Annotated in this window: 12 protein-coding genes and 5 tRNA genes; 11 read left to right on the forward strand and 6 right to left on the reverse strand. The window is 68.6% G+C overall.

Annotated features, from left to right (window positions below; genetic code table 11):
* Positions 1–12: 12 nt before the first annotated feature.
* Complete coding sequence (gene trhA / locus IEY70_RS08260; protein ID WP_189064549.1) at positions 13–657, reverse strand: PAQR family membrane homeostasis protein TrhA; 645 nt, start codon at positions 655–657, stop codon at positions 13–15.
* Between the two features lie 94 nt (positions 658–751).
* Positions 752–2,254 (reverse strand): IMP dehydrogenase, encoded by a 1,503-nt coding sequence (gene guaB / locus IEY70_RS08265; RefSeq protein ID WP_189064523.1) that lies wholly within the window; start codon positions 2,252–2,254, stop codon positions 752–754.
* A gap of 127 nt (positions 2,255–2,381) precedes the next feature.
* On the opposite strand from guaB, the gene IEY70_RS08270 reads away from it, so the two are divergent.
* Positions 2,382–2,457: transfer RNA gene (locus tag IEY70_RS08270), tRNA-Ala, on the forward strand.
* Positions 2,458–2,752: 295 nt separating this feature from the next.
* Here IEY70_RS08270 and IEY70_RS08275 read toward each other — a convergent pair.
* On the reverse strand, positions 2,753–4,465 hold the full coding sequence (locus tag IEY70_RS08275) for an outer membrane protein assembly factor BamB family protein (protein WP_189064524.1): 1,713 nt from the start codon (positions 4,463–4,465) through the stop codon (positions 2,753–2,755).
* Between the two features lie 97 nt (positions 4,466–4,562).
* On the opposite strand from IEY70_RS08275, the gene IEY70_RS08280 reads away from it, so the two are divergent.
* From IEY70_RS08280 to IEY70_RS08300, 5 genes are all read left to right on the forward strand, one after another.
* On the forward strand, positions 4,563–5,057 hold the full coding sequence (locus IEY70_RS08280) for a hypothetical protein (protein ID WP_229777764.1): 495 nt from the start codon (positions 4,563–4,565) through the stop codon (positions 5,055–5,057).
* A gap of 225 nt (positions 5,058–5,282) precedes the next feature.
* The gene (locus tag IEY70_RS08285; protein WP_189064526.1) at positions 5,283–6,197 is read left to right on the forward strand and encodes a PEGA domain-containing protein; all 915 of its coding nucleotides are present in this window, start codon (positions 5,283–5,285) and stop codon (positions 6,195–6,197) included.
* 120 nt (positions 6,198–6,317) lie between these two features.
* Positions 6,318–7,319 carry an MBL fold metallo-hydrolase gene (locus IEY70_RS08290; RefSeq protein WP_189064527.1) on the forward strand — a complete coding sequence of 334 codons (1,002 nt, stop codon included), beginning with the start codon at positions 6,318–6,320 and terminating at the stop codon, positions 7,317–7,319.
* Positions 7,320–7,452: 133 nt separating this feature from the next.
* Positions 7,453–7,914, forward strand: coding sequence for a hypothetical protein (locus IEY70_RS08295; RefSeq protein WP_189064528.1), 462 nt, complete (start codon positions 7,453–7,455; stop codon positions 7,912–7,914).
* 285 nt (positions 7,915–8,199) lie between these two features.
* Positions 8,200–8,592, forward strand: a complete 393-nt coding sequence (locus IEY70_RS08300) for a hypothetical protein (protein WP_189064529.1) — start codon at positions 8,200–8,202, stop codon at positions 8,590–8,592.
* Between the two features lie 71 nt (positions 8,593–8,663).
* On the opposite strand, the gene IEY70_RS08305 is transcribed toward IEY70_RS08300, so the two are convergent.
* Complete coding sequence (locus IEY70_RS08305; protein ID WP_189064530.1) at positions 8,664–9,797, reverse strand: citrate/2-methylcitrate synthase; 1,134 nt, start codon at positions 9,795–9,797, stop codon at positions 8,664–8,666.
* A gap of 98 nt (positions 9,798–9,895) precedes the next feature.
* Between IEY70_RS08305 and tsaB the strand changes: the two genes are divergently transcribed.
* Positions 9,896–10,459 carry a tRNA (adenosine(37)-N6)-threonylcarbamoyltransferase complex dimerization subunit type 1 TsaB gene (gene tsaB, locus IEY70_RS08310; RefSeq protein WP_189064531.1) on the forward strand — a complete coding sequence of 188 codons (564 nt, stop codon included), beginning with the start codon at positions 9,896–9,898 and terminating at the stop codon, positions 10,457–10,459.
* Positions 10,460–10,530: 71 nt separating this feature from the next.
* Here tsaB and IEY70_RS08315 read toward each other — a convergent pair whose 3' ends face one another.
* Together IEY70_RS08315 and IEY70_RS08320 are read right to left on the reverse strand one after the other, a co-directional pair.
* On the reverse strand, positions 10,531–12,399 hold the full coding sequence (locus IEY70_RS08315) for an ABC transporter ATP-binding protein (RefSeq protein WP_189064532.1): 1,869 nt from the start codon (positions 12,397–12,399) through the stop codon (positions 10,531–10,533).
* Entirely contained in the window at positions 12,396–14,318 is a 1,923-nt protein-coding gene (locus IEY70_RS08320; RefSeq protein ID WP_189064533.1) for an ABC transporter ATP-binding protein, read from the reverse strand. Before IEY70_RS08320 ends, IEY70_RS08315 begins: the two co-directional genes overlap by 4 nt.
* Before the next feature lie 464 nt (positions 14,319–14,782).
* Between IEY70_RS08320 and IEY70_RS08325 the strand changes: the two genes are divergently transcribed.
* The 4 genes from IEY70_RS08325 (at position 14,783) to IEY70_RS08340 (ending at position 15,169) form a co-directional block, all read left to right on the forward strand.
* Positions 14,783–14,858 (forward strand) — tRNA-Thr (locus IEY70_RS08325).
* Between the two features lie 61 nt (positions 14,859–14,919).
* Positions 14,920–15,005: transfer RNA gene (locus IEY70_RS08330), tRNA-Tyr, on the forward strand.
* A gap of 7 nt (positions 15,006–15,012) precedes the next feature.
* Positions 15,013–15,085, forward strand: a tRNA-Gly gene (locus IEY70_RS08335).
* A gap of 9 nt (positions 15,086–15,094) precedes the next feature.
* Positions 15,095–15,169: transfer RNA gene (locus IEY70_RS08340), tRNA-Thr, on the forward strand.
* The last annotated feature ends 245 nt before the right edge of the window (positions 15,170–15,414 follow it).

Below are 15,414 nucleotides of genomic sequence, written 5' to 3' on the forward strand. Positions count from 1 at the left end.
ATTTCTTGAGATTCAGCGCAGGTTGAACATCATCACGACGTGCGCGGCAGTGCCGGCCAGCACGAACAGGTGCCAGATCTCGTGGAAGCCGAACACGCCGGGTCGGGGGTTCCAGCGTTTCGTGCCGTAGATGACGGCCCCGATGGAGTACAGCACGCCGCCCGCCGCGAGCCAGAAGATGGCGGCGGATGGCAGGTTACGGGCCAGTTGCGGCAGGAACGCCAGGGCCAGCCAGCCCATCCCGAGGTACAGCGCGGTGCTGATCCAGCGGGGCAGGCTCATGGTGACGAGTTTCAGGGTGATGCCGCTCAGGGCGATGCCCCAGATGACCCACAGGACCACGCCCTGCCAGGGGGCGGTCAGGCCGAAGTACGCGACCGGGGTGTAACTGCCGGCAATCAGCAGGAAGATCCCGGCGTGGTCGAGTTTGCGCAGCCACAGCATGCCGCGCTCGCCGGGAAAGAACGAGTGGTAACTGGCGCTGGCGGCGTACAGCAGGGTCATGCTGACCACGAACACAGTGAACGGCCACAGGGCCAGTTCGCGGGCATGCGCCCACCACAGCAGCGGTCCCAGAATGATCAGCGCCGCCAGGACGCCCGCCCAGTGGGTCAGGGCGTTCACGGGTTCGCGGGGGGCGGTCAGGAAGCGCTGCATGTTCATACCCTACCCCCACCCGCTGATGACAGTCTGTCAACTGGGACGGGGTGCAATCCTCTCCCCCGCCCCGGCCCGCCTGTCCGCCCTGGCCTCAGCGCCCGCCGTAGTTGGGGGCTTCCTTGGTGATGGTCACGCCGTGCGGGTGGCTTTCCACCAGGCTGGCCCCGGTGATCCGCACGAACTGAGCCTCGTCGCGCAGCGTCTGAAGGTCCGGCGCACCGCAGTAGCCCATCGAGCTTTTCAGGCCGCCCACGAACTGGTAGATGACCTCGCCCGCCGTGCCCTTGTACGCCACGATGCCCTCGATCCCCTCGGGCACGAACTTGCGGCTGCCGCTCTGGAAGTAACGGTCGGCGCTGCCCTGGTCCATGGCGCCCATGCTGCCCATGCCGCGGTAGCTCTTGTAGCGGCGGCCGTCGCGCAGGATGCTCTCGCCGGGGCTCTCGTCGGTGCCGGCCAGCATGCTGCCCATCATGACCACGTTCGCGCCCGCCGCAATAGCCTTGGGCACGTCGCCGGTCTGCTTGATGCCGCCGTCCGCGATGATCGGAATTCCGGCTTCCATGGCGGCGGCGCTGGCCTCGAAGATCGCGGTGATCTGCGGGACGCCCACGCCGGTCACGACGCGGGTGGTGCAGATGCTGCCCGGCCCGATGCCGACCTTCACGGCGTCCGCGCCGGCCAGGATCAGGTCGCGGGTCCCGGCGCGCGTGGCGACGTTCCCGGCGATCACGTCCACGTCGAAGGCTTCCTTCACGCGGCTCAGGGCGTTCAGGATGCCCTGGCTGTGCCCGTGGGCGCTGTCCAGGACCAGCACGTCCACTCCGGCCTGCACGAGCGCCCCGGCGCGGTCCATCAGGTCGGCGCCCACGCCGATGGCGGCCGCGACGCGCAGGCGGCCCAGGCTGTCCTTGGCGGCGCGCGGGTACTTCACGCGTTTGGTCAGGTCCTTGATGGTGATCAGGCCGCGCAGGGTGTGGTCGGCGTCCGTGACGAGCAGTTTCTCGATGCGGTGCTGCTTGAAGATCTCCTGCGCTTCTTCCAGGGTGGTGCCGACAGGCACGGTGATCAGGTTCTCGCGGGTCATGACGTCCCCGATGGGCGTGTGCATGTCGTCGATGAAGCGCATGTCACGGTTGGTGATGATGCCCAGCAGTTTCCCGTTCGGGTCGGTGATGGGCACGCCGCTGATGCGGTACTCGCCCATCAGGCGCTCGGCGTCCGCCACGGGCGCGTGCGGGGGCAGCGTGATGGGGTCCACGATCATGCCGCTCTCGGAGCGTTTGACCTTGCGGATCATCTCGGCCTGCGCGTCGATGGGCATGTTCTTGTGCACCACGCCGATACCGCCCTCGCGGGCCATGGCGACCGCCATGTTCGTCTCGGTGACGGTGTCCATGGCCGCCGACAGGAACGGGATGTTCAGGCGGACGCGGCGCGTCAGTTGCGCCTCGATGTTCACCTCGTGCGGCAGCACCTGCGAGTGCCGGGGTTGTAGCAGCACGTCGTCGAAGGTGATGCCCTCCTGGCCGAACTTGTAGGCGAAACGGTCACTGCCCTGGGCAGCGGGAACGGGCGTGGCGGGCGCACTCATGCAGGCGAGTGTAAGCGACCGCAGCTAAAGAGAAGGTAAGCATGTCCTGAACGGTTGACCGCCGCCACGCCCGCCGCGGCGGGTCTTGCGCGGCGGGCGGCAGCGTGGTAGATTCCCTCTCGCTCGTGGGGCCATAGCTCAGCTGGGAGAGCGCGTCGTTCGCAATGACGAGGTCAGCGGTTCGATCCCGCTTGGCTCCACCACACAACCGCACCCGCCTGTTTCGACGCAGGCGGGTGCGTTCCGTATATCCGGTGAGGGCAGACCCTGCACCGGAGGCAACCCCCACAGGACGGCCCCGCGCCCCGAGGCAACTGCCAGGGAGCGCGGGGCCGTTCCGTATCATACGGACTCCGATTGAATGGCTTATAAAGCTGCTCAATCCGAGCGGATGCGAGAAGGAGAGAAACGGGTTCCGGACGTGGAGTTGGCAACCCGGTGCTGTTCCGGGTTGCCAACGAAATAAACGGAATCCGTATCAGGCCGGACGAACGGACTTCAGCCTTTCTGGAGGGGTCCCAGGAACTCGGGTTTTCCGCGCAGGGGCAGCAGTTTCCCGATGCTGAGCGGGAAGCGGGTCGTCTGGTCGTTCAGGGTCAGGGTCACGGTTGGCGCGGCCCCGGTCGTCAGCGAAGCGCGCACGCCGGGCAGGGCCGTCAGGGCGGCCAGCGGCACGAACGGCGTGCGGTCCAGCACACGCACCGTGACGGGCACGGCCGTCTGCCCGACCAGCACGGTGGCGGTCGTTGCGGTCACGGCGCGCACTTTCAGGCGCAGTGCGCCCACGCTCTCCTCCAGCGGCAGGAACAGTTGCCCGTCCAGCACGCGCGCGCGACTGGCGGCCGTGACGGCCAGCTGCTCGGGCGTGGGAGCGGGTTTCGGCGCGGGCGCCGGGGCAGGCTGGGGTTGCGGCGCAGGCGTGGGAGCAGGTTTCGGCGCGGGCTGCGGGGCGGGCTGGGGAGTCGGCTGCGGGGCAGGGGCCGGGGTCGGGGCAGGGGCGGGCGGTCTGGTGGCCACCGGGGCGCCCAGCTGGGCGGTCGCGGCGTCGCGGCGGGCGCGGGCCTGCGCCTGCAACTCGGCCTCGCTGGGTACGCGGCCCCACGCGGCGGGGCTGGCGTGGAAGGTCGTCCAGGGGCCGACCGCCAGGGGCCGCTGCTTCTGCACGATGTTCAGGCCGCCGCCCTCGGTCGTGAAGTACACGCTGCCCTGATCGCTGACGCTGACGCCCAGGTCGATCTTCTTGCCGCTCTTGATCTGCCACAGCGACTGCCCGGCCTTGCTGATGGCGTGCACGGTCCCTGCGAGGTCCGGCACGATCACGCTGCCGTCGCTCAGTTCGGCGGCGCTCCCGGCGATCCCGGCGCCCGCCCGGTATGTCCATTCGATCTCGCCGGTGGGGTTCACGGCGTACACGCTGCCGTCGTAACTGCCGACCACGACCAGCCCGGCGCTTGTCACGATGGGGCTGGCGTTCACGAACAGCCCGGTCGGCAGGGACCAGCGGGGCGTGCCGTCGGGGTTCAGGGCGTAGATGCGCCGGTCACTGGACCCGAAGTACACCGTGCCGTCCGCGCCGATGGCGGGGCTGCTGAACACCAGCGACCCGGCCGTGTACGCCCACTTCAGTTTCCCGTCGGGGGTCAGGGCGTGCATGCGGTTGTTCTGCGCCCCGAAGTAGATGGTGCCGTCGGCGGCGATGGCGGGACTGCTGAAGACGGGCGCGCCGACCCGGTAGGTCCACAGGGTCCTGCCCTGGGTGTCCAGGGCGTGCACGGTGCCGCCGGCGGTGGCGACGATCACGCTGCCGTCGGCGCGCAGGGCGGGCGTGGCGAAGATGTCACCGTCGAGTTTGGTCTTCCACAGCAGTTTGCCTGCGGGGTCCAGGGCGTACACGGTGTCGTCGTAGGAGGCGGCGATGGTGACTCCCTGGGGCGTCACGACCGGGTAGGCGCGGCCGATGTCGCCGGTCAGGAACGACCATTTCTCGCTGCCGGTTGCGTCGGTGCGGTGCAGGCGGGCGTCCGAGCCCATGAAGGTCAGGTCGCCGTTGGGGCTGACGGTCACGCCGGAGATGACGCGCAGTTCCTTGAAGACGCTCACCTTGGGCGCGGCGAAGGCGGGGGCGGGGGCAGGCTGGGACTGCGCGGAGACGGTCGAAAAACCCGCCAGTGTCATCAGGGAGACCAGGGGCAGTGCGTGGGTGATCCTCATGTGAAGGTAAGCTCCTTTACAGACCCTTTACGGTAGGGCCACGGGGGGTCGTCGAGTGTGGACGCCTGACAGGGTACGGCCTAAGATGCGAACTGTTATGAAGAAGATTCTCATGCTGACCGCGTTCGCGCTTACCGGCCTCGCCGCCGCGCAGGACTCCACCCCCGCCGACACCATGGAAATGGCCGGTCCCGCCGCCATGAGCGCCAGCGAGAACTTCGCGAAAGCTCAGGAGTACGCCGTGCAGGCCGACGTGGCCTACCCCGTTCCCTTCTACGACCGCACGCTGTGGAAGGCCGCCGTGGACCACTCCTACTACGCCGCCAGCATGGAAGCCGGGAACCGCGACTACAACGCGTACCTCGCGCAGCTGTACACCAAGACCCAGTGGTGGATCAACGCCTACAACGCCTGGGGCCGCCTGGGCACCCTGAGCGACCAGGAGAAGCAGTGGGCTTCCCTGAGCGCCGCCAAGCTGGCCTACCTGGCCCTGCAGCGTGGCGACACCGCCACCGCGCGCATGTACGTCGATAAGGGCATGGCCTGGGCCGACAGCGCCAGCCTGCAGTCCATCATGAAGCGCCTGCAGTAATACCGGATCTTCTTCACAGAAGGCCCCCGCCTGCGCAGGTGGGGGCCTTCGCCGTTCACGCCGCCCGGAAGCGGGCAGGCCGGGAGCTGTCAGCCCGCTTCCTCTCCCACTCGCATCCGCTCGGACCCAACGGCCTTTGCAGCCCATTCAATCGGAGTCCATCAGGTAAAGGGCGCGTCAGACACCCTTATCCGCCCGCGCGTCCGGCTGCACTACCCTGGGCACATGACACGGGTGTGGGCAGGACTGGTACTGGCAGGACTTCTGAGCGGGTGCGTACCCGCGCCGCTGCGGGCGCAACCGGACGCCCTGCTGCAACTGCGGGTCACACCCGCCGCGCCGCCCGTCCAGCCGGTCACCGGAGAGCAGGGCCTGTACCGCTGGCCGGGGCCGGGCGCGCTGCTGGTGGCCTCTGACCGCGCCGCGTTCGTGACCAGCGTGGTGCTGCCGCAGGGGGCCGGGGCGGCCGTGCTGCCCGCCGCGCAACTCACGCCGGGCACCGCGCAGCCGACCGAACTGCCCGCCACGCTGGGGTTCACGCAGGTGTTCACGGTCGCCAGTCTGGAACCCCTGGACCTGGGCGGCGCGGCGGGTGCGCGCAGCGTGAGCGAGATCTCGCGCGTGGTCGAGGCGGCGGCCGCGCGCCTGCCGCGCGGGGCGTACACGGTCGCCACGACCACCTACCGCACCGAGCAGTTCGGCACCCTGAGCGTCCGGGCGTCCCAGCCGGGCGCCCAGGTCCGCGTGAACGACCGCCCGGTCGGCACGGCGCCGGTCGTGGTGCCGGACCTGCCGCAGGGGCAGGTGACGGTCAGCGTGTCGCTGGGCGGGTACCAGACCTTCACGCAGCGCGTGACCATCCGCCCGGACACGACCAGCGAGGTCGAGGCGGCCCTGCGGCGCGTCACGGGCACCCTGAGTGTCCGCAGTGACGTTCCGGCCAGCGTGCTGATCGAGGGGCAGGCGGCGGGCGACACGCCCGTGGACCTGAACCTGCGGCCCGGCGTGTTCGCCGTGAACGTCGTCCCGACCGACCGGACCCTGAAGGCGCAGAACATCCTGGTGCGCGTGAACGCCAGCCGGGTGACGGCGCTGGTGTGCAGCGTCACGGCGGGCGAGTACGGGTGCGGCGTCCGCTGATCCCCTCTCGCTGAGTAGCGCTCGCTGAGCGGTCCCTCGCGCCGGGTGTTCCCGGCCCGGTTGCGCCGGACGTGCGGGGTGGGCGGGCGGCGCGGCGGGGCACGCGCTACGCTGCCCGGTATGACCGCCGAGCCCTCCACCCCGCTGCTGACGCCCGTGCTGGGTGACCTGTACGCCCTGCAAGTCCCGATTCCTTACCCCATGAAGTACGTGACGGTCCTGATCGACCGCCCCCGGGGCGGGCCGGTCACCATGATCGACACGGCGCTCGACACGCCCGAGGCGCGCCAGGCCATCGAGGACGGGCTGGGCGCGCTGGGCCTGCACTGGTCGGACGTGGACCGCGTGATCATCACGCACCACCACCCGGACCATTACGGACTGGCGGGCGTGGTCGAGGAACGCAGCGGCGCGTCCGTGCATATGCTGGACGTCGAGATCGGGCGCGGCGAACGCTACTGGCACCTGTGGGAGGAGTGGCTGCCCGGCCACCTGAAGCACATGCGTGACCACGGGCTGCCCGCCGAGTCCCTGAACGACATGGGCGCCGACAACCGCCGGGGCCGCGAGCGGGTCCACCCGGCGACCCGCGTGCAGCCGCTGCGCGAGGGGCAGCACGTCACGCTGTCCGGCCTGGAGTGGGAGGTGCTGTGGTTGCCGGGTCACGCCGACGGGCACCTGGGCCTGTGGAACGAGCAGGAGAGCGTACTGATCGCCGGGGACGCCATCCTGCCGCGCATCAGCCCGAACGTGGGCCTGTACGCCTACACCCGCCCGGACCCGCTGGGCGACTACCTGCAGACGCTGGGCAAACTGGAGGCCCTGAACCCGGCCCGCGCGGTCGTCGGGCATCACGGGCCGGTCATGGAGGGCGTGCAGGCCCGCGCACGTGAACTGCGCGCCCATCACCACGAGCGACTGGACTTCATGAAAGCCGAGGCGGCCCGCGAGTCCCGCAGCGCCTACGACCTGTCGCTGGTGATGTTCAACCGCGAACTGAACGTCAGCGGGCGCCGCTTCGCGCTGGCCGAGACGCTGGCGCACCTGGAGCACCTGCGCCTGCTGGGGCAGCTGTACCGCACCTGGAACGAAGCGCGCGGCGTGTGGCTGTACCACGCGTAAGGGCTTCAGGTTGATGGTTGAAGGTTGATGGATCTTCCCCCCCTCCATCAACCTTCAACCATCACCCATCTCCCCCACCCGACCGTGGAGCCCGTGACCGTCCCTGGCGTGCGGGCACTCTATACTCCGGCGCATGACGGCATCCCAGTCGGAACTGCAGCGCATCATGGCGGCGCTGCAACAGAGCGGCCTGACCGTCGAGGCGGTCGAGGACGGAGCCCTGATTCAGGACGGCGAGACGCGCGTGGCCCTGTTCGCCGAGAGTGACCAGCAGGGCGGCGTGATCGTGCGCCTGCACCTGGACCTGGACCTGTACGTGGAAGAGGACAGCCTGCCGGACATCCTGATGGGCATGAACCTGATGAACCAGGGACTGGATTACGGCGCGCTGAACCTCGACCCGGTCGATCCGGAAGAGGACGCCGACGACGAGACGCCCCTGACGTTCGCGGTGCTGGGCCGCAGCGTGCTGTGGCTGCCGGACCTGGGCGTGGCCGAGATGGACCGCCTGCGTGAGCACCTGCGCCGCTTCGAGGCGGAAGTCACGGAGTCCGTGGAACGCACCCTGCACGGCGGCCGGGGCATGAGCGCCTGACCGGCTGGTCATACGGATTCCGTAGAACACCTCTGAACACCGCGCACACCGCCGCCTTCCTGACTGGGGGCGGCGGTGTGTGTCTTCTCCTATGGTCGTGCGTGGGCGGGGCGGCTACCGTGGCAGGGTCAACTTCACTTCAGGTGCGGCGTCCGTCCGGTCGCTTCCGGGCTGCGTGCAGCAGCCCCGTCCCGCAGGCGTGCCCGGCACGCGAAGGTGGTGTTCATGACCCGGTTCTCAGATGGCCGCTCTGCCTCACGGTCCTCAAGGGGGCGTCCGGCGCCCATGCCGCTGACCATGCTCAGCCGGGGCCGGGTGTACGGCCTGTTCCGGTCGCTGGAGGACGTGCAGGCCTGCACGTCGCGCCTGCTGGAGCTGGGGCTGGCCGGGCAGTCCGTGCAACTGCTGATGGGTGACGACGGCGCGGCCACGCTGGACTGCGACGGCCGCCGCCACGGGCTGTGGGCGCGGATGCTGCGGCTGATGCAGGGCATGACCGACGAGCGCGCCCACGTGGAACGCTACGTGGAGGCGCTAGGCTGGGGGGAAATCCTCCTGAGCGTGGACGTAGCCGGGCAGCCGGGGCAGGTGCCGCAGGTGGCACGGGCGTTCCGGGAGAGCGGCGCGCACTTCGTGAACCATTACGGCGCGTGGGTGGTCGAACCGCTCAGCGCGTAGGCGGCGGGAACGGAACAGGAAGAGGGGCAGGCTGACCCGTGCGGGTTGCCTGCCCCCTTCTGTCCTGCCGGTTACTGGCGGTCTTGCAGTTGCACGTAGTGCGCGTCGGTGGCGCCGGTGTACACGGCGTCGGGGCGCAGCAGGCGGTTGTCGCCGGTGTACTCGATCACGCTGGCGCACCAGCCGCTGATGCGGGCCAGCGCGAAGATGGGCGTGAAGAACTCCTTGCGGATGCCCAGGTCGCTGTACACGGTGCCGCTGTAGAAGTCCACGTTCGGGTAGATGCCCTTGCTCCCGATGCGGTCCACGACGACCTTCTCGATGGTTTCGAGGATCTGGTAGTAGTTGCTCTTGCCTTCCTTGTTGGCGACCACTTCGGCGTAGTCACGCAGGACGCGCGAGCGGGGGTCGAAGTACTTGTACACGCGGTGCCCGACGCCCATGATCTTCTCCTTGGCGTCCAGCTTGGCGTTGATGTACGCCTCGGCCTTATCGGGGGTGCCGACCTCGTCGAGCATGTCCATGACGGCCTCGTTCGCGCCGCCGTGCAGCGGGCCTTTCAGGGCGCCGATGGCGCTGGTCATGCAGGAGTACATGTCAGACAGGGTGCTGCTGGTGGCGATGGCGGTGAAGGTGCTGGCGTTCATGCCGTGATCCACGTGCAGCACGAGCGCGATGTCGAACAGGCGGGCCTGCTCGGCGGTGGGTTCCTTGCCGGTCAGCATGTACAGGAAGTTCCCGGCGTGCGTCAGGTCCATGCGGGGCGCGACGATCTCCTTGCCTTCCTGCGCGCGGTTGATGGCGGCGATGATGGTCGAGAACTGCGCGATCATCCGCACGGAGATGGCGCGGCGGGCATCGGCGCCCGTGTCCTCGGACTGCGGGTCCAGCAGGCCCAGGTACGACACGGCGGTACGCAGCGCCTGCATGGGGTGCACGCCCTGGGGCATGTGCGCGATGACCTGGGCCAGCGCGTCGGGAATGGCGCGGTTGGCTTTCAGGTCGGCGTCGAAGGTGGCGAGTTCCGCGGCGGTGGGCAGGCGGCCGTTCAGGAGGGCCAGGGACAGTTCCTCGAAGGTGCTGTTCTCCGCCCATTCCTGAATCGGAATGCCCAGGTGCGTCAGGACGCCTTCGGCCCCGTTGATAAACGTGAGTTTGCTCTCTGTAAAGAGGACGCCTTCAAGCCCTTTGGCGATGTTCGTCATGATGATCGAGCATATCACCCCCCCGCTTTGCACCGGGTCTAGCGGACGTTCCCGCCGGGGTGACAGCGCCTGCCCCGCGCGCCCTAGAATGCCCGGCGATGAGTACCACTGCGCCCGCCCCCACCGTGATTCTCGCCCTGGATACCGCCACGCCCTGGCTGACGCTGGCGCTGCGCTGGCCCGGCGGTGAGCGCAGCGTGTCGCGCGAGGTGGGCCGCGCGCATGCCGAGCAACTGCCCGGCGCGCTCGGTGAACTGTTCGCCGGGGCGGGGTTGCCGCTGCGGGCTGATCTGGTGATCATCGGGACCGGTCCCGGCTCGTACACGGGCGTGCGGGTCGGCGCGAGCTACGCGCTGGGCCTGGCGCGGGTGTGGGGCGCGGCGGTGCGCGGCGTGAGCACCCTGGAGTCCCTGGTGAGCGGCGACGGCCCGCAGGCGGTGTCCATGGACGCCCGCAAGGGCAACGTGTACGGCGCGGCGTACGACGTGCAGGCCGGAACGGTCGTCGGTGTGCGCCACGCGCCCGCCAAGCACGCCCTGGAGGCTTTCGAGGCCCTGACCGCTCCCCTTCCCCACCACCGCGACCCCGCCCCGGACGGACTGGCCCTGCTGCGCGCCGGACTGGATCACGGTGTGGACGGGTGGGAACTGGCGTACCTGTAGGAGGGTGCGCGTAAAACGGGGCGCAGGGTGCGGTGTCGACCGCTCCTGCGCCCCACTTCCTACGTCCCTGTTCAGTCGGCGGCGTCGGCCTGGGCGTACTGGAGGCGGTGCAGGCGGGCGTAGTAGCCGCCTTTTTCCAGCAGCTGGTGGTGGCTGCCCTGTTCCACGATGCGGCCCTTGCGCATGACCACAATCCGGTCGCAGTGTTCGATGGTGCTGAGGCGGTGGGCGATGATGATGCTGGTGCGGCCCTGCATGACGCGGGTCAGGGCCTGCTGGATGCGCAGTTCGGTTTCGGTGTCCACGTTGGCGGTGGCCTCGTCGAGGACGAGCAGGATGTCCGGGTTCTGGATGAGGGCGCGGGCGAAGGCCAGCAGTTGCTTCTGCCCGGTACTCAGGGTCGCGCCGCGTTCGCGGACCTCGGTCTGGTAGCCGTGTTCGAGGCTCAGGATGTACTCGTGCACGCCCACGTACCGGCAGGCCTCGACGACGCGTTCGTGGGGAATGGCGGGGTTGTTCAGGGTCAGGTTGCTCTCGATGGTCCCGGCGAACAGGAACACGTCCTGCAACACGACGCCCACGTGGCGGCGCAGGTCGTGCTGCGCGAGGTCCTTCACGTCGATACCGTCCACGTTCACGCTGCCGCGCTGCACGTCGTAGAAGCGGCTGACGAGCGCGGTGACGCTGGTCTTGCCGGCGCCGGTCGCGCCGACCAGGGCGACGCTCTCGCCGGGGCGGATGTTCAGGTCGATGCCGCGCAGGATCCAGCGGTCGTCGGTGTCTGGGGTGTCGGCGGTGACGGTCTGGTCGTACGCGAACCACACCTTGCGGAAGTCCACGCTGCCCTCGAAGTTCGTGAGGGTCTTGGCATCCGGCTTGTCGGTGATGCTCTCCTCGGTGTCCAGCACGCCGAAGATGCGTTCGCTGCTGGCCATGGCCGCCTGGAGGTTGTTGAAGACGTCCGCGAGGTCCTGGATGGGCTGGAACAGCTGCTGCGAGAGCTGCACGAACGCGAACAGCGTGCCGACCGTGATGGCCCCGGCAATGGCGCCGCTGGCGTCCACGCCCAGGATCTGACGGGCCGCGAAGTACAGGATCAGCGCGACGGCCACCTGCCCGAGGACCGCCACGACCGGCATGAACAGCGAGAACCACTTCACGGAGTTCTCGTTGGCGCTCAGCAGGGCGCGGTTGCTGAGGTTGAAGTCCAGGGCGCTGCGGCGTTCGCGGCCGAACAGTTGCACGGTCAGCATGCCCGTGATGTTCTCGTTCAGTTTGCTGTTCACGGTGGCCTGTTGCGTGCGGGTCTCGCGGAACGCGTCGCGCAGGCGGGCGCGGAAGTAGTTGGTGGCCAGGAACAGGACGGGCAGCACCGTGAACGAGATCAGCGCCAGTTGCCAGTTCACGCTGAGCATGATGATCACGTACACGACGATGATGAAGCTGCTCTGGATCAGGCTGACCAGTCCGCCCGTGATGAACTGGTTGATGGCGTCCACGTCGCTGGTGACGCGGGTGATCAGGCGGCCGACCGGGTTCTGGTCAAAGTACGACAGCGGCAGGCGCTGCAACTTGCTGAACACGTCGGCGCGGATGTCGCGCAGCACGTTCTGCCCCAGGTACCCGATGGCGAGCGTGAACGCGTACTGCAGGGCGAACTCCACGACTTTCAGGCCCATGTAGGCCAGCGCGGTCAGGGTCAGGCCGCGCCTCAGCAGGTCGCGGTCGGCGTTGCCGCTCAGGGCCAGCGGCGAGAGGTACGTGTCGATGGCGTGCCGCTGGATCAGCGCGAACAGCGGCGAGGCCAGCGAGATCAGCAGGGCCAGCAGGACGCCGCCGATCACCAGCGGCAGGTACGGGCGGACGTAGTTCAGGATGCGGCGCGTCAGGTGGGTGTCGAACCCTTTCTGGAAGGCGTCGGTGGCGTCGGGGCGGGTCATCGGGTCACCTGTTCGGGGGCGGGGGCGGCTTCGAGTTCGTCGGCGGCCTTCTCGGGGTCGAGGGGAGCTTCGTCGTCCGCGTCGAGGTCACTGGCGAGGCGTTGCAGGCGTTCGAGCTGGGCGTAGTGGCCGTTCTGTTCGATCAGGCCGTCGTGGGTGCCCTGTTCGGTCACGCGGCCGTCCTCGATGACCACGATCTGGTCGGCGTGTCGCAGGGTGCTGACGCGGTGCGCGATCAGGATCACGGTGCGGCCCGCGCTGATCTCGCGCAGGCCGTCCAGGATGCGGCGTTCGGTTTCGGTGTCCACGGCGCTCAGGGAGTCGTCGAGAATCAGGATGCGGGGTTCGCGGACGATGGCGCGGGCGATGGCGGTGCGTTGCCGCTGCCCGCCGCTGAGGGTCACGCCGCGCTCGCCGAGGCTGGTGCTGAACCCCTCGGGGAAGGCGTCGACGTCCTCGGTCAGTCCGGCGAGGCGGGCGGCCTCGCGCACGCGGGCGGGGTCGGGCGTCTGGGGAATGTCGTCGGGTGGGGGCGCGCCGACCACACTGATCTTCGTGGGGACCTCGGGCAGGTCGCGGTTGTCCAGGCCGAAGCCGATGTTGTTGGCGATGGTGTCGCTGAACAGGAACGGTTCCTGCGGGACCACGCTGATCGCGTCGCGCAGGGTGCGCAGCGGAATGACGCGCACGTCGTGGCCGTCCACCAGGACGCGCCCGTTGCTGGGGTCCATCGAGCGGGTCAGCAGTTGCGCCAGGACGGTCTTGCCGCTGCCGGTGGGGCCGGTGATGCCCAGGAACGTCCCGGCGGGCACGTGCAGGTTCACGCCGTTCAGGACGTTCTTCTCGCCGTAGCGCAGGGTGACGTTCTCGAAGGTCACGTCGCCGCGCACGGTGCGGATGGTCGGGTCGGTGCGGCCCGGCTCGTCCCGCACGAGCGGCTGCGCGTCGAACATCTCCTGCAGGCGCAGCCAGGAGGCCAGGCCGCGCTGCGTGACGCCCGTGATCCAGCCGACCATCAGCATCGGGAAGGTCAGGCGTTCCAGGGTCCCCACGAACTGCACGAACATCCCGACCGTGAAGGTGCTGTCCGGGGCGAGGATCAGGCGGCCGCCGACCAGCAGGATCAGCGCGAACGCGATGCCCAGCAGCAGGCTCATGAAGGACCGCAGCGGGCCGTCCACGCGGGTCAGGGCGATGTTGCGGCGCAGCAACTCCAGGTTCATGGCGCGGTAGTCGTCGATCTCGCGGTTCTCGATGGCGTAGCCCTTCACGACGCGCGCGCCGCTGAAGTTCTCCTGGGCGCGGGCGGCGATCAGCGAGTTCTGTTCCTGCGCCAGCCGGTGACGGACGTTGATCTGCCGCGCGAGGTACGTCAGGACGCCCACGATGACCGGCACGATCGCCAGGACGATCAGCGTGAGCTGCCAGCTGAGGCTGAACATCACCGAGAAGGCCGTGATGAAGCCCGAGACGATGTTCACGATCTGCCACGCGCCGAAGCCCAGCATCTCGCGCACGGCGCTCAGGTCGCCGGTCAGGCGGTTCATCAGGTCGCCGGTGCGGGCGCGGTCGTAGTACGGCTTGTCGAGGCCCTGCAGGTTGGCAAACAGGTCGCGGCGGATCTCGTACTCGGTCTGGCGGGAGGCGACGACGATCATGCGGCGCATCAGCAGCATGAACCCGCCGGCGGTCAGCGCGGCGGCCACGATGCCCAGCGCGTACAGGCCGGCCGTGCCGAGCGTGATGCCGGTGGTGGCGGGGTCACTGTCGACCTGTCCGGTCAGCCCGTCGATGGTCAGGCGGATGAAGTAGTACGGCAGCAGGTTGACCGAGTTGGCGATCACGACGGCGATCAGGCCGATCACGTACTGGCGCTGGTGCAGTCGCAGGTACGGGATCAGGGTGCGGAAACTGTCCAAGGGAAACCTCGCGGGTGGGGCGGCAGTTCTGCCGGGCGGCAGGAACGGGTCGAGGGAAACGGGCGGACTTTCAGGGGGGCGCGGCCGCTCTGGCCTGCTGGGGCCGGGTCGGGGCGGGCGCGCGGTCCCGTGCGCGGGTCAGCATACGCCCGCTGGCTCAGGGGCAAATGCGCCACATGGCGCATACCACCGACTCGCTCAGGATTTGCTCAAGGGCGGGCCGGGCCGGGGCAGGCAGCGGAACCCCGTCGCAGCGCGCAGAGGCCCTGAAGTGCGTCCCAGAGCGGTTCGGGCAGTGTTCCGGAGGTTGCCGGGACCGGGCGGGGCGCGGCCGCGTGCCGGGAACGATTGACACCTTCGGGGGTGACTGCTACTATTTACAGCCGGAAGTGAACGCGCCAAAAAGCGCCGCAGCGACCGCACTCAGAGGCCGGACATTGTTCCAGCATTCGAACAGGGACGGTGCCACCCTAGCTCAACTGGTAGAGCACCCGACTTGTAATCGGAAGGTTGGGAGTTCGATTCTCCTGGGTGGCTCCAAGCGCAGAGGACTGCCACAGGCCCGAGCGTGCTAGATTCGAGACAGTGGGTATGACAATCCGGGTAGGTGGCCGAGTGGTTAAAGGCGACAGACTGTAAATCTGTTCACGTACGTGTACGGCGGTTCGAATCCGCCCCTGCCCACCACGATCACGCGGGAATAGCTCAGTTGGTAGAGCGTCAGCTTCCCAAGCTGAATGTCGCGAGTTCAAGTCTCGTTTCCCGCTTTTCCTAACGCTTCTGTAGCTCAGTGGCAGAGCACTCCCTTGGTAAGGGAGAGGTCATCGGTTCGAACCCGATCAGAAGCTCCAACAAGTCGGCGCGACCCTCAGTTCATGCGGGTCGCGCCTCCTTCTACTCAGCTGCCCCCGGGCCAGCACCGGAGCCGCCGTGAGAACTCTGAGCCGTCAGGCTCTTTGCGTTTCCCGCGCGGACTTGTACACTGTCAAGGCTTGCCCGGAAACCGGGCAGTTCCACCTCAGGAGGACACACACATGGCTAAGGGAACGTTTGAACGCACCAAGCCCCACGTGAACGTGGGCACCATCGGTCACGT

This window comes from Deinococcus seoulensis (assembly GCF_014648115.1).
GTDB lineage: Bacteria > Deinococcota > Deinococci > Deinococcales > Deinococcaceae > Deinococcus > Deinococcus seoulensis.